The sequence below is a fragment of the Sphingosinicella rhizophila genome (assembly GCF_032378825.1).
GTDB classification, from domain to species: Bacteria; Pseudomonadota; Alphaproteobacteria; order Sphingomonadales; family Sphingomonadaceae; genus Allosphingosinicella; species Allosphingosinicella rhizophila.
Genome location: NZ_JAVUPU010000008.1, coordinates 105,728 through 119,590, shown reverse-complemented (window position 1 = coordinate 119,590; position 13,863 = coordinate 105,728). Strand labels below are relative to the sequence as shown.

General features: G+C 65.4%; 11 protein-coding genes. 6 read left to right on the top strand and 5 right to left on the bottom strand.

Annotated features, from left to right (window positions below; all coding sequences use genetic code 11):
- Window positions 1–11 precede the first annotated feature (11 nt).
- The 4 genes from RQX22_RS15325 to RQX22_RS15310 all read right to left on the bottom strand — a co-directional run bounded on the left by RQX22_RS15325 (window position 12) and on the right by RQX22_RS15310 (window position 5,437).
- Window positions 12–1,304, bottom strand: coding sequence for an amidohydrolase family protein (locus RQX22_RS15325; protein WP_315727429.1), 1,293 nt, complete (start codon window positions 1,302–1,304; stop codon window positions 12–14).
- Entirely contained in the window at window positions 1,301–2,716 is a 1,416-nt protein-coding gene (locus RQX22_RS15320) for an amidohydrolase (RefSeq protein WP_315727428.1), read from the bottom strand. The genes RQX22_RS15325 and RQX22_RS15320 overlap by 4 nt, the downstream gene beginning before the upstream one ends.
- A gap of 100 nt (window positions 2,717–2,816) precedes the next feature.
- Window positions 2,817–4,085 (bottom strand): amidohydrolase family protein, encoded by a 1,269-nt coding sequence (locus tag RQX22_RS15315; protein ID WP_315727427.1) that lies wholly within the window; start codon window positions 4,083–4,085, stop codon window positions 2,817–2,819.
- The gene (locus RQX22_RS15310; protein ID WP_315727426.1) at window positions 4,082–5,437 is read right to left on the bottom strand and encodes an amidohydrolase; all 1,356 of its coding nucleotides are present in this window, start codon (window positions 5,435–5,437) and stop codon (window positions 4,082–4,084) included. The genes RQX22_RS15315 and RQX22_RS15310 overlap by 4 nt, the downstream gene beginning before the upstream one ends.
- A gap of 194 nt (window positions 5,438–5,631) precedes the next feature.
- Between RQX22_RS15310 and RQX22_RS15305 the strand changes: the two genes are divergently transcribed.
- Genes RQX22_RS15305 through RQX22_RS15280 form a run of 6 tightly spaced genes read left to right on the top strand, consistent with a single transcriptional unit; the run spans window position 5,632 to window position 12,219 of the window.
- Window positions 5,632–6,846: an aminotransferase-like domain-containing protein gene (locus RQX22_RS15305; RefSeq protein WP_315727425.1), complete on the top strand. Its 1,215-nt coding sequence runs from the start codon at window positions 5,632–5,634 to the stop codon at window positions 6,844–6,846.
- A complete protein-coding gene (locus tag RQX22_RS15300; protein ID WP_315727424.1) occupies window positions 6,846–7,979 on the top strand; it encodes an ABC transporter ATP-binding protein in 1,134 nt (377 codons plus the stop codon). The genes RQX22_RS15305 and RQX22_RS15300 overlap by 1 nt, the downstream gene beginning before the upstream one ends.
- Window positions 7,976–9,037: a polyamine ABC transporter substrate-binding protein gene (locus tag RQX22_RS15295; RefSeq protein WP_315727423.1), complete on the top strand. Its 1,062-nt coding sequence runs from the start codon at window positions 7,976–7,978 to the stop codon at window positions 9,035–9,037. The genes RQX22_RS15300 and RQX22_RS15295 overlap by 4 nt, the downstream gene beginning before the upstream one ends.
- Complete coding sequence (locus RQX22_RS15290; protein ID WP_315727422.1) at window positions 9,027–10,256, top strand: ABC transporter permease; 1,230 nt, start codon at window positions 9,027–9,029, stop codon at window positions 10,254–10,256. The genes RQX22_RS15295 and RQX22_RS15290 overlap by 11 nt, the downstream gene beginning before the upstream one ends.
- Complete coding sequence (locus tag RQX22_RS15285; RefSeq protein WP_315727421.1) at window positions 10,253–11,086, top strand: ABC transporter permease; 834 nt, start codon at window positions 10,253–10,255, stop codon at window positions 11,084–11,086. The genes RQX22_RS15290 and RQX22_RS15285 overlap by 4 nt, the downstream gene beginning before the upstream one ends.
- On the top strand, window positions 11,083–12,219 hold the full coding sequence (locus RQX22_RS15280) for a MalY/PatB family protein (protein WP_315727420.1): 1,137 nt from the start codon (window positions 11,083–11,085) through the stop codon (window positions 12,217–12,219). The genes RQX22_RS15285 and RQX22_RS15280 overlap by 4 nt, the downstream gene beginning before the upstream one ends.
- On the opposite strand, the gene RQX22_RS15275 is transcribed toward RQX22_RS15280, so the two are convergent.
- Window positions 12,203–13,708 (bottom strand): M20/M25/M40 family metallo-hydrolase, encoded by a 1,506-nt coding sequence (locus RQX22_RS15275; RefSeq protein ID WP_315727419.1) that lies wholly within the window; start codon window positions 13,706–13,708, stop codon window positions 12,203–12,205. The two genes, RQX22_RS15280 and RQX22_RS15275, sit on opposite strands and share 17 nt — an antisense overlap.
- Window positions 13,709–13,863: the final 155 nt, after the last annotated feature.

Below are 13,863 nucleotides of genomic sequence, written 5' to 3'. Positions count from 1 at the left end.
CCTGATCGCCGTCAATCCCCGCCGGACGGGCTCCCGGTCGAGGATATCGCCGCCGGCAGATAGCGGTCGCGAAGTTCGAGCGGCCTCGAGGTGAGCGGCTGTTCGATGCCGCGGATGAAAATCGCTTTGGGCTGGGACAAAGGCTCCAGCGGATCGCCGCTCCACAAGATGAGATCGGCTTCCTTGCCGGCCTCCAGCGAACCGATGCGGTCACCGACGCCGAATATCCGGGCGGGATTGATGGTGATGGCAGCCACCGCCGCGTCATAGGGGAGGCCGTAGGCGACGGCATTGCCGGCGCCGTAGCGAAGCTCGCGCGCGCGATGGGCGACGCCGCTGCCGGTCCTCAACACGATCACTACGCCGGCCGCGTGGAGCCGTGCGGCATTTTCCAGCGTCGCGCCGAGCTCCGAGAAGCTTTTGGGCAGGTTCTGGACCGGATCGAGGATGACGGGAATGCCGGCCTGGGCGATGGCGTCGGCAATTCGCCATCCTTCGGCTGCGCCGTCGAAAATGATCCGCAGACGCTCCGCGCGGGCAAAGGCGATCATCTCCAGCATGTCCGATGCACGGTCGAGCTTGACGATCAGAGGCATTCGCCCTTCGGCGACGGGCACCAGAGCTTCAAGATCGATCCGGGACATGGATTGGGGCCGGCCGGCGCCGCGATCATAAGCGTCGCGGTTGCGGGCGAAGTGGCGGACATCGTCGAGCAGCGCGCGCAACGCGACGATGGTGGCGCCGCGCGCGCCGCCTGCCCGTCCCGCGCCGCCTTCGCCCATTTCGAGCACCATGGCCACACGCGGTCGCGTCACCATGTCCGGCCGCTGCCCCAGATCGACCACGGCCGCCTGGCCGGCGAACAGCAGCTCGCGTCCCGACCTGTCGTCGTAGAGGGGCGTGACCACCGCATGGGTGATGCCCGCAAGGCGCGAAACCGGAAGCAGGATCGAGTCCGGGTTGAGGCCAAGGGAGATATCGAAGCCGGCGCTGATCCTCCTGCTATGGGTCGCCCGATCGGCGCTGGTCGGAACCTGGCTGACCTCGACCGCGCCCAATGTGCTGTCCGCCTGGATGAAGCCCGGCGCGAGCACAGCGCCCCGGCCGTCGATGACGCGCGCATTCGCCGGAACCGGCACGTTCGCGCCTACCGCGACGATCCGATCGGCACGTATTACCAATGTGCCCTCCTCGATCGCGCCGCCCGGTCCCATGGTCAGGATCCGGGCTCCGGTGATGGCGATATCGGCGGCCGCCGCCGGGGCGGCGAGCCCAAGCAGAAAGGCCGTGAGCAAGCGGATCATGGCCGCCTCCCCTGTCCGGGTTGTCCGACCAGGAAATCGGAATGGCGACGATAGCCGGGATCGCCGCGGTCGAAGACGGCGGCGCCGTCGATCCAGACGCGGTCGGCGCGGGCGTAGATACTGAAGGGGTTCGCGCTCCACAGGACCACGTCCGCATTCTTGCCCGGCTCCAGGCTGCCGGTACGATCGGCGATACCGAGCGCCTTGGCGGAATTGGCGGTGAACCATTTGATGGCTTCCGCCTCGCCGATGTCGAGGCCGGCGCGCCGGCCGGCCGAGAGCGCCGCCGCGGCCTCCTGATTGAGCCGCTGGCCGACGAGATTGTCGTCGGAATGGATGATCGCGCAGCCGCCCGCCGCGTGGACGATGGCGGCATTTTCCTCGATCGCGTCGAACACTTCCATCTTGTAGCCCCACCAGCTGGTCCAGGTGGCCGCACAGATATCCTCACGCACCAGCAGCGGGGCGACCTTGTAGGCCTCGTTCGAATGGTGGAAGGCACGGATCCTGAAGCCGAATTCGCGGGCGATGTCGATCATGTTGGCCATCTCGTCGGCACGGTAGCAATGGTTCTGAACCAGGATCTCGCCCCTGAGGACGCCCGCCAGCGTATCCATCTGGAGGTCGCGGCGGGGCGGATCGCCGGCACCGCCGGCCTTGCGCCAGGCTTCCCAGCGCCGCGCATAATCGGCGGCGTCGATCCAGGCCCGGCGATAGCCTGCCACATTGCCCATCCGGGTGGCCGGGGATCGGCCGCGGCCGCCATATGTGCGCTTGGGATTCTCCCCGCAGGCGATCTTGAGGCCGTAAGGCGCGCCCGGGAACTTCATGTCCCGAACCGCCGTCACCGGCACGTTCTTGACCGTGACGGTACGTCCCCCGAACAAATTGCCCGACCCGGGCAGGATCAAAAGCGTGGTGACGCCGGCCTCGCGCGCAGCGTCGAAACCCGGATCCTGGGGCCACAGGCTGTGTTCCGCCCACACCTGCGCCGTATTGGGGTCGGTGAGCTCATTGACGTCGCTCTGCGCCTCGACCGTTTCGGGCTGCGACCAGACGCCGAGATGGGAATGCGCATCGATCACGCCCGGGCTGACCCACCTGTCGCGCCCATCGATCCGGCTGTAGCCCGCCGGCACCGCCAGATCCGTACCCAGGGCCTCGATCTTACCGTCCGAGACCAGCAGCGTCCCGTCATCGATCCGGGACCCGGTGCCGGTCAGGATCGTGGCGCCGACGATCGCGAATTTCATGCTCGGCCCGGGACGATAGCTACTGGGAAAGGGATCGGAATCTGCAAAGGGGTCGATGCCGGGCCGGGTTTGTACAGCGGTGACCGCCGGCGGCACCGAAGCCTGGTTGGAGGCGCAGGCGGCAAGACCGGCGAGCAGGATGAGGATGAACGGGCGCATCGTCAGGCCACAGGCGTCAGCGGCCGGGCGGCGTCGCGCTCTTCGTCGAGGAAGTGGAGGACCAACAAATTGTGTCTGTTCATGGCGGCCCCTCGTCTTTCTATCTGCCGTCGCTGCGATAGCGGTCGCGAAGCTCCGTCTGGCGAGAGGTCATCGGCTGACGCTCCCCCCGGATGAAAATCGCCACCGGCCGCGCCAGGGTATCGAGGGGATCGCCGTCCCAGATGACGATGTCGGCGTCCTTGCCCGCCTCCAGCGATCCGATCTGCTCGGCCAGACCGAATATGCGGGCCGGATTGACGGTGATGGCGGCAAGGCCTTGCTGCCAGGGAAGCCCGGCGGCAACGGCATTGCCTGCATTATAGCGCAGCTCGCGCTCGCGGTTATTGCCATTGCCCTGGATAGCGATCAGCACCCCCGCCTCGGCCAGGCGCCGCGCATTGGTGAGGGTCGCGCCGAGCGTTTCGAACGAAGCGGGCTTATTGTCGACCGGAGTCACCAGAACGGGGATGCGGGCCCGCGCGAGTTCGGCAGCGACCCGCCACGCTTCGGCACCGCCTTCGACGATCAGTTTGAGCCGCTCGTCGCGAGCGAGCGCCAAGGCGTCCCTTATGTCGGAGGCGCGATTGACGCTTACGAGGAGGGGCATTCGGCCTTCGACCAAGGGGATCAAGGCTTCGAGATCCGCTCTGGATAAACTATAGTCCCGAGTCTCGCCTCGATCATAAGCGGCACGGCGACGCACATAGTCCCGCACTTCCGCCAGCACTGCCCGCAAAGCGACGATCTCTCCGCCGCGTGCGCCGCCGGCCCGTTCGGCGCCGGCATCGCCCATGTCGAGCACCATGGCGACGCCGCGCTTCACCAGGATCGGTCCGCCGCCGAGCGCGATGGCAGCAGCCTGCCCCGCGAACAGCAGCTCGCGATTGCCGTCATTGCCGTAGGAGGGAGTAGCGATGGCGCGCGTGATGCCACCAAGGCGAGCGACCGGGATGAGCAGCGAATCCGGGTTAAGACCATAGCCAGCGTCGAAAGCGGCGCTTACGTCGCTCCGATCGGTGGCGCGGTCGTCGGCCGCCTCGACGTTGCGGACTTCGATAAGGCCGAGCGCGGTGCCGCTGGCGATGAGGCCCGGCGTGACGATCCGGCCGCCTGCATCGAGGATTTCAGCGCCAGCTGGAATCGAAACATCTGCGCCAACCGCGACGATCCGCCCGTCGCGGACCAGGATCGTGCCGTTATCGACCTCCCCCGCCCCGACCATGGTGACGATGCGGCCATTGGTGATCGCTATCGTCCGGGCGTTCGCCGGCAGGGCGGGGAGCAGAAGCGACAGGGCGCCGAGCAAGATGGATAGCCGGCCGATCATCGCGTGAAATCCTGTCCCGGCTGACCGAGCAGAAAATCGGAGGGTTGCTGATAGCGCGGGTCGGCGCGGTCCCAGACGAGGGCGCCGTCTATCCAAACTTTTTCTGCAAGCGCATAGACGCTGAACGGATCGGCGCTCCAGAGGACGACATCCCCCATCCGCCCTGGTTCGAGCGTGCCGGTGCGATCGGCGATCCCCATCGCCTTGGCTGGGTTGGCGGTGATCCACTTGATCGCCTCGGCGCGGCTGGTGTCGATCCCGGCGATGCGGCCCGCGGTCATGGCGATGCCGGCCTCCTGGTTCAGCCGCTGGCCGAGCAGTCCGTCATCGGAATGGATGATGGCGCAGCCGCCGGCCCGCTGGATGATCGGCGCATTCTCCTCGATCGCGTCAAGCGCCTCCATCTTGCTGCCCCAGCTGCTCGCCCAGGTCGCGACGCAAATATCCTCGGCCGCGAGCAAGGGCGCGATCTTGTAGGCTTCGCTGGCATGGTGGAAAGCGCGGATCCTGAAGCCGAATTCTTGGGCGATGTCGATCATCGTCGCCATTTCGTCGGCGCGATAGCAATGCTGCTGGACCAATATCTCGCCATTGAGCACACCGGCCAGGCTGTCCAGCGCGAGATCGCGCTTGGGCGCGGCTGCCGGATCGGCACCGTCTTGCTTCCATTTGTCCCATTGCCGTGCATAGGCGGCGGCATCGATCCACGCCCTACGGAAACCCGCAGCGACACCCATACGCGTCGCCGGTGATCGGCCCCGGCTGCCATAGGTGCGCTTGGGATTCTCACCGCAGGCGAGCTTCAGACCGTAAGGCGCCTCGGGGAATTTCATTTCCTGCGTGGTCGTGGCCGGCACGTTCTTGAGCGTCACGGAACGGCCGTTGATGAGGTTGGAGGAACCTGGCAGGACCAGCAAGGTGGTGACGCCGCCCGCCCGCGCCAGCCGGAACTGGGGGTCCTGCGGCCAGACCGAATGTTCCGCCCAGACTTCGGCAGTATTGGGAGAAACGGCTTCGTTCGTATCCTGGTGTGAGGGTGTCGAAGGCGCTGGACCGACGCCAAGATGGGAATGGGCATCGATAATGCCGGGCGTTACCCATTTGCCGCTTCCGTCGATGCGCACATAGCCTTCGGGGACGGCGATCGCCTCACCGACCTGCTCGACCCTTCCGTCGCGGACTAGGATAGTGCCGCGGACGAACTCCGCCCCCGTCCCTGTCAGGATATGCGCGCCGGTGATAGCGAGAGGCGCGGAGACGGTGGGCCGATAAGTGCTCGGAAATGGATTGGTGACCGGCTGCGCAGCCGACGGAACCGGCGTGGCTGACGACAGGGCGAAGACCAGCCCCATCCATCCCCTTCGATCCCGTTTCAGCAATCGGCCCCCCTGTCCCAGTCGCGCCCGCTACCGGATAAGAGGCCCGGCCAAGGGGAATCCGCCACTCCAATAATCCTGGCCGGCGGGTGGAGGATTTCCCAGGCCGAACCATCGTCAGCAGCAGGCAGGCCATGTTTTGGGGGCCGTCGTAGCGGGGACGATATAAGGTGAATGACAAATGTTTTGCGCGGCGTGCTGCGTCGCTTTCAACCTCGTTTCCTGCGCCCCATTTCCCTTCCGAGCTTGCCCCAGGGACGATACCCTTCGATTCAGGCTTCGCGGCACCGCAGCTCCTCCCCGATCTCGCCAGCTTCGCAGTCGATGCGCTGACACGGCATCGCGAGGAAACGCTGCAATATAGCGCCACCCAAGGCCAGCCGGAGCTTCGCGGCTGGATTGCCGGCCTAATGAACGAGGATGGCTGCGCCCTCACGGCCGAGAACATCCTGGTCGTGAACGGCGCCAAACATGGGCTCGAACTGGTGTGCCGGCTGCTCCTCGACGAAGGCGATGCCATCGTCGTGACGGCGCCGACCTATTTCACGGCGATCCCGATCTTTCGCAGCTTCGGCGTCGAGTTCATCGAGATCGCCCAGGATGGCGACGGGATATTGGTGGAGGAACTTGAGCGGGTGCTCGTCAGCCGCCGCGCCGAGGGGCTGAAGACTCCCAAACTCATCTATAATGTCGCCGATTTCCACAATCCGACCGGTGCGACAATGAGCGCGCAGCGGCGGCGCGACCTGATCGCGCTGGCGGAGACCGACGGCATCTTCGTAGTCGAAGACACCCCCTATCGGCGCGTCCGCTTCGAAGGCGAGACCATCCCGTCGCTGAAGGCGCTCGATGCGTCCGGCGGCGTCTTCCACGTCGGCACCTTCTCGAAGCTCGTTGCGCCGGGGCTCAGGATCGGATGGGTCGCGGCGGAGGCAAGCCTGATCGCGCGGCTGATCCAGCTCAAGTCGGACGGCGGCTCATCACCCTTGATGCAGCGCATCATCTACGAATTCGGCTCCTCCCCCGCCTTCCCCGCCCACATACAGCGGGTGCAGGACGAATATCGCCGGCGCCGCGACCGGATGGTGGCCGCCGTGCGGCGCAACCTGCCAGGCGTTCGCCTGAGTGTTCCCGAAGGCGGATATTATGTCTGGATCGAGCTGCCACCGCAGATGGATGGGGATGCGTTCGCCGCGCAAGCCGCGGCGGCCGGCGTCAACCTGATCGCCGGCAGTAAATTCTTCGCGAGTGCAGGCGGCGCCTTCCCGCGCAACATGATCAGCCCGAAAAACCATGTCAGGCTGTCTTACAGCTATGCGACGCCCGAACAGATCGACGAAGGCGTATCGCGGCTGGCCCGCATCTACGAGCCCGTCGCCGCCTGATGCAGCACGTTTCGCCCACTGCGGACGCCGCCGCCCTCGTCCAGTTCGTCGGCGTCGAAAAGGTCTATGATTCAGGATCCCCTGCGGTGGCGGACCTCGATCTGGAGGTACGGCAAGGAGAATTCCTGACCCTGCTCGGCCCCTCCGGATCGGGCAAGACGACGACATTAATGATGCTCGCCGGCTTCGAAGCGCCGACCCGGGGCGACATATTGCTTCATGGCCGGTCGCTGGCGGGCAAGCCGCCGCATCGCCGCAACATGGGCGTGGTGTTCCAGAATTACGCCTTGTTCCCGCATATGAGCGTCGCCGAGAATCTGGCTTTCCCGCTGAACGTCCGGGGGATCAAGAGTGCAGCTGCCGATCGCAAGGTCGCCGACGCCTTGGCTTTGGTGCACCTCGAGGACTTGGGCCATCGCCGTCCGGACCAATTGTCGGGAGGCCAGAAGCAGCGGGTCGCGCTCGCCCGCGCCCTCATCTTCGAGCCCGATATCGTCCTGATGGACGAGCCGTTGGGCGCGCTCGACCGGCAGTTGCGCGAACGGCTGCAGAATGAGATCAAGCGAATCCAGCGGGAGCTCGGCGTGACCGTGGTCTATGTGACCCACGACCAGATCGAGGCCTTAACCTTGTCGGACAGGATCGCGGTGTTTGCTTCGGGTAGAGTGCAGCAGGTGGATCGGCCGGAAGCGATTTACGAACGCCCGGCGACCGCATTCGTCGCCGGCTTCGTCGGCGAGAATAATGGCATCGGCGGCACGGTGGTCGCCCGCAACGGCAAGTCGTGCGACGTGCGCATCGACGGGGGCCTGATGGTGCAGGCGACGCCGGTCGGCGACGTCGCCGCCGGCGATCAGGTGATGACCACGATCCGCCCCGAATATGTCCTTTCGGGACCAGGCATTCCCGATCCCTGCAATCGGTTCACGGCTTCGATTGACGACCTCATCTATCATGGCGACCACAGCCAGGTGCGGGCGATCCTGCCCGGGGGTGCGACGCTCACCATCCGGGCTCCGGAAGGACTGGGGCTCAGCCGGTCCGACAGTCTCCAGGTGGGCTGGTGCGCGGAGCGTTGCTTCGCGTTCCCCGCATCCGGTCCTGGCTTCGATCCGGCCGGGGAGTCGGAATGAAGGCGCCGCTGCCCTGGATCGGCTTCACATTTCTGCTCGCCATTCTCGCCGGAGCCGTGGCCTGCACCGGTCAATCCGAACCCCGGCCGTTGACGGTCGTCGCCTGGGGCGGATCGTCGCAAGACGCGCACCGCAATGCATATTGGACAAGGTTCACCCGCGAAACCGGTGTTCAGCTTCGTGAGGACACATGGCACGGCGGACTGGGCGTGATCCGGACCAAGGTGATCGGCGGCGACGCAAGCTGGGACATCGTCCAGGTGGAGACCGAGGATGTCATACTCGGCTGCGAGGAAGGCCTGTTCGAGCCGCTCGAATGGGCATCGCTCGGCGGCCGCACCGCTTTCATCCCGACGGCAGTCCACGATTGCGGCGTCGGCGCGATGCTCTGGTCCTATCTGATCGGCTATGACGGCGACCGCATAAAAGGACCGGGACCCGCAAGCTGGGCCGATTTCTGGGACGTAAAGCGCTTCCCGGGCAAGCGAGGCATGCGCAAGACGCCCAAATATACGCTGGAATTCGCGCTCATGGCCGACGGCGTTTCCCCTGCCATGGTCTATCCGACCTTGCGGACTCCGGCCGGCGTCGACCGTGCCTTCCGCAAGCTGGACGAACTCAAGCCCTTCATCGTGTGGTGGTCATCCATCAGCCAGGTGCCGGACCTGCTGGGATCGCGCGAAGTCGTCATGTCGGTGACGAGCCCTGGCCGGCTGATCGTCGCCAATCGCACCGAGGACCGGAACTTCAAGGTGAACTGGCACAACAATATCTATGCGGTCGATTATTGGGTTATCTTGAAGAACAGCCCGCGCAAGGCCGAAGCCGAGCAACTGCTCCGCTATATGACCCGGCCGGAAAATCAGGCACGCCTGCCCCGCTTCATACCGACCGGCCTTACCAGCAAGGAAGCCGGGACGCTGATCGACCCCAAGCTGAAGCTCGACACGCCCTCGGATCCCGCCAATATGAGGAACGCCCTGGAACTCGACGGCAATTTCTGGGTCGAATATGGCGACCAGCTCACGCAGCGTTTCAATGCCTGGGTTGCGCGCTGACCTGAGCGGCGCCGGCCGCATCCGATCCGGCTCTTCCGCGAGCGCCCGGAAAGGTCCCACGCCCTGGTGGACCTTTGCCCTGGTCGCACCCTTGCTGCTGTTCCTGATCGGGAGTTTCATCGTTCCCGTGCTGATGATGCTGGCGCGGGGCGTCACCGACCAGGAACTCCGGACGAACTGGCCGCAGACCACGGCGCTGCTCGGCCAATGGGATGGCAGGACCCTGCCGGACGACGCCACCGCCCGCACGGCCGCACGGGAGATCCTGGCCTCGCGGCGAGCCGGAACCCTGAATCTTGTCGCCAACCGGCTGAATTACGATGTCGTCGGATCGCGGACCCTGCTCTACCAGACGGCCGATAGATTGCAGGCGGGTGCGCCGGTCCGATCGGTGGCCGACCTGGCCGACATAGACGAACGCTGGGGCGATCGCGCGATCTGGGCGGCGATCCGCCATGCGGCCGGGCCAACGACCAGTTTCTATTTCTGGGCCGCGCTCGACCGCCGGGTCGATGTCGACGACAATGTCGTGCAGGTCGCGCCCGAACAGGCCGTATTCGTGGACATCTTGCTGCGCACCTTCAAGATCAGCGCGGTCGTGGCCCTGCTTTGCGCCTTGCTGGGCTATCCACTGGCCTATCTGCTGTCGACGCTGCCGCCGAGAAAGGCCAATCCGTTGCTGATCCTGGTGCTCCTGCCCTTCTGGACCTCGGCTCTCGTCCGAACCACGGCCTGGGTCGTGCTGCTGCAGACCAACGGCCTGATCAACGACATGCTGCAACGGATCGGCCTCATCGATGCGCCGCTTGCGCTCATTTACAACCGGCTCGGCGTCTATATCGCCATGACCCACGTGCTGCTGCCCTTCCTGGTGCTGCCGCTCTACGGCGTGATGCGCGGCATCTCGCCTTCGGCGATGAAAGCGGCCAGCTCGCTCGGCGCAGGACCGGTGCGCGCCTTTCTGAAAGTCTATCTGCCGCAGACGCTGCCAGGCCTGGCGGCCGGCATGATCATCGTCTTCACCCTGTCGCTTGGCTATTACATCACGCCGGCCCTGGTTGGCGGCGGGGCCGACCAGATGATCAGCACGGCCATCGCCTTCTACACGAACCAGTCCCTCAATTGGGGCATGGCGGCCGCGCTCAGCATGCTGCTGCTGGCACCGCTTGTGCTGATGATCTTCGCCGGGCGCTATCTCACCCGGACGGTGCCGGTGTGAGCGCGGTCTCGCCCTATCGCTCGGCGGCGCAGCGCGGCGGAAGAATCGCGCTGATCCTCTATTGTGCCATCGTATTCGCCTTCCTGGTCCTGCCGATCCTGATCGTCATTCCCCTGTCGTTCAATCCGACGGCGTTCCTCGTTCTGCCCACCGACGGCCTCTCGCTGCGCTGGTATGAGGCCCTGATCGATTCCCCGGCCTGGATGCGCGCCTTGCGCAATTCGCTGGCTGTGGCGATCGCGACGACGGCGGTGGCGACGCCGCTCGGCACCCTGGCCGCGATCGGCCTCGCCCGCATGGAGTCTCGCGCCAAGCCGCTAGTCGTCGCCATCCTCACCGCACCTCTGGTGGTGCCGGTGGTGGTGGTCGCCATCGCATTCTATTTCCTTTTTGCGCCGCTGGGCCTCGTCAACGGCTTTGCCGGCCTCGTCATCGCCCACACCGTCCTCGCCACTCCCTTCGTGGTGATCGTCGTCCATGCCTCCCTCCAGGATTTCGATTTCGAGGTGCTTCGGGCCGCATCCAGCCTCGGCGCCAGCCCGACGACCGTCCTGTATCGCGTCCTTGTCCCCCTGATCGCACCGGGCATCGCCGCCGGTGCCGTCTTCGCCTTCATGACTTCGTTCGACGAGACCGTAGTCGCCCTCTTCATCGCAGGCCCCGACCAGCGCACTCTGCCGCTGCAGATGTGGGAGGGCGTCCGCGAGCAGATCAGCCCGGCCATCACTGCCGCGGCGACGCTCCTGGTGATCGCTTCCGCCGCACTGCTCGGTGCTGCCGAATTGCTGCGGCGGCGGAGCGAGCGCATCAACCAGAGCCGCCCGGAATGATCCGGACGCCCCCTATCGGCGAGATGCGGCAACGGATTGGCCGAAAATGGTCCGACTATCCGGACGATGTCATTCCGGCCTGGGTCGCCGACATGGATTTCGACGTCGCGCCCGGTATCAGCGCGACGATCGGCGAGGCGATCATGCTCGGCGATTTCGGCTATGGCCCCGTTGCGGCGCGAACCGGCGTACCGGAAGCGTTCGCCGCCTGGGCGGCCAGGCGCTGGAACTGGCGGTTCGACCCCGAAGACGTGAAACTGATGCCCGAGATCATCAGCGGCGTCGACAATGTCCTCGATGCCTTCACCCGTTCCGGCGACGCCATCCTGCTTCATACGCCGCTCTATCCCTCACTGACCAAAGCGGTCCGTCTTGCCGGACGCCGGCCGATCGAGGTCGAGATGGCGGACGGCGAGATCGATGTGGCGAAGATGGCCGAAGCAGCGGCCCGGGAGGGGGTGCGCATGATCCTTCTCTGCCACCCGCACAATCCGTGGGGTCGCCGCTTCCGCCCCGATCACCTGGAAGCGATTGCGGCCCTGGCCGAGCGACGCGACCTCGTCATCCTCTCGGACGAGGTCCATGCCGACCTCAGCTATGAGGGGCATCCGCACATTCCCATGGCGATGATAGCGCCCGAGCGGACGGTGACGCTCAACGCGCCGAGCAAGGCCTTCAACATGGCGGGTCTAAGGCTCGCGGTCTGCGTCATCCCGCCTGCCTTGCGCGCGCCCCTCGCCGCTTTGTCGCCCAATCGCTGGACCGCATTTTCGGCGCTCGGCATCCGCGCGGCGCTCGCCGCCTGGAGCGTGGAAGGCGAGGAATGGCTGAACGCCTGCATGGCCCAGCTCGCAGCCAATCGTAGTCGGCTGGTCGAGCTCCTGGCCGAACATTGTCCGGAGATCCGCTATCACGAACCCGATGCCGGCTATCTCGCCTGGCTGGACTGCCGCGCCCTCGGCTTCGAGGACCCGGCCGAATTCTTCCTCAAGGAGGCACGGGTCGCCTTGTCTTCAGGCCCGAGCTTCGGAGCATCGGGTGCAGGCTTTGCGCGGCTCAATTTCGCCACGTCGCCGGAAATACTTGCAACGATCATCGAGAAGATAGGGAAAGCCGTCACCGCATCGTCATGACGGCGGCGGCGACGTCGATCGCGCGCCACAAATGGCCGAGCCGCAGATTTTCGTCCTCGGCATGCTGGTTGTTGTCATGATTGGCCAGAGCGAGACCGACGCTCGGCACGGCGAGCGTTTCGCGCAGGACGAAGAGCGGAAGGCTTCCACCCATGGTCGGAAGTATCACGGTGGCGCCATGATCCCGGGTCGCGGCGATGACGCTAGTCGCCAACGGCGCGTCGAGTGAGGTTCGTTCCGCGTTGTAACCGGAGCCTGCCTTGACTGTGGCAATCATCGGCCACTGCCGCCGCTCCGCCATGGTGGGCGCCCGATCGAGAACCTTATAGCCCTGGCCCTCGATATGCCTGACCAGTTTCTGCACCTGCCGGACATGATCATTGCCCATCACCAGGCGCAGGTCGAGCCGTGCCTCGGCGATGGTTGGGATAACGTTCCGACCACTCTCCCCGACGTCGGCGGAGCGGATGCCGCCGACGTTGAGTGACGGCTCCTGGATCAACGCGGCCAGGCTGCGCCCGTCTCCTTCGGTGGCGGCAAGGCCGAGATCCTCGCGAAGGCGATCGTCGACGGAGGGCACGGCTTCGACCGCCTTGCGTTCCCGATCGGTCAGCGGGACGACGTCGTCATAGAATCCGGCCACCGCCACCCGGCCTTTTTCGTCCTTCATCGACGCGAGCAACCGGCTCAGCATCATTGCCGGGTTGGGGGCCCAATTGCCGTAATGGCCGCTATGTAGCGGGCGCACCGGCCCATATATGGCGAGATCGACGCCGACCACGCCACGGACGCCGAGCACCACTTGCCCGGCGCCGCTCGGATGATCCGGCCCGTCGAAGATCACCCAGCCGTCCGATCGAAGCAGTTCGCGATGCTTGGCGAGCATCGCCGCCAGGTTAGGGGATCCAGCTTCCTCTTCCCCTTCCAGGAAGATCTTGAGATTGAAGCTCGGTCGCTTGCCAGCGGCCTTGAGCGCATCCACGGCCGCGATGATGGCCATCACCCCGGCCTTGTCGTCCGAGGCGGACCGGGCATAAAGTCGCCATTCCGGACGAATCGCCGCGCTTTCGCTCGGCAATTCCAGGACCTCCCCGCCTTTGTCCATGCGCTCCGACCGCAGCACCGGCGTGAAGGGCGGGCCGCTCTTCCAATCCTCGGGCGCGACGGGCTGTCCGTCATAATGGGCATAAAGGACCAAAGTTCGCGTGGCGCCAGGCACGAGCCATTCCCCATAGACGGCAGGCGCTGCGGAAGGATCGCCTGTTTCCAGCAGCCGCGGCGAAAGGCCGCGCGCCCTCATCATGCCGACGATATGATCAGCATTGCGGCGGATATTGGGAATGTCGCCGGCGACGTTGGGAATGGTGAGAAGTTCGACATAGTCGGCGAGGATTCTCGCGCGATTGGCTTCGATCCAGGGCATGACCTGCGCGGAGGCCGGAACGGTCGGAAGCAGGAGCAAGAGAGACGCCCAGCGTGCTCGGATCAAGGTACTTTCCTTTCGATTGCAGATCATGCTGATGCCTGAATGCGGCCCTCAAGGCGAGTCCGTGGCCATTGAAAGATCGATACGGACGCGACCGATCAGGATCTTTTTTGTCCACACATTTGATCGCATCGCCCTTGCCGGGCAGCCCCAAGGTC

Excerpts from the sequence above, each read along its gene's own strand:
- RQX22_RS15325 (WP_315727429.1), bottom strand. The coding sequence starts at position 1,304 with ATGATCCGCTTGCTCACGGCCTTTCTGCTTGGGCTCGCCGCCCCGGCG.
- RQX22_RS15320 (WP_315727428.1), bottom strand. The coding sequence starts at position 2,716 with ATGCGCCCGTTCATCCTCATCCTGCTCGCCGGTCTTGCCGCCTGCGCC.
- RQX22_RS15315 (WP_315727427.1), bottom strand. The coding sequence starts at position 4,085 with ATGATCGGCCGGCTATCCATCTTGCTCGGCGCCCTGTCGCTTCTGCTC.
- RQX22_RS15310 (WP_315727426.1), bottom strand. The coding sequence starts at position 5,437 with ATGGGGCTGGTCTTCGCCCTGTCGTCAGCCACGCCGGTTCCGTCGGCT.
- RQX22_RS15300 (WP_315727424.1), top strand. The coding sequence starts at position 6,846 with ATGCAGCACGTTTCGCCCACTGCGGACGCCGCCGCCCTCGTCCAGTTC.
- RQX22_RS15295 (WP_315727423.1), top strand. The coding sequence starts at position 7,976 with ATGAAGGCGCCGCTGCCCTGGATCGGCTTCACATTTCTGCTCGCCATT.
- RQX22_RS15280 (WP_315727420.1), top strand. The coding sequence starts at position 11,083 with ATGATCCGGACGCCCCCTATCGGCGAGATGCGGCAACGGATTGGCCGA.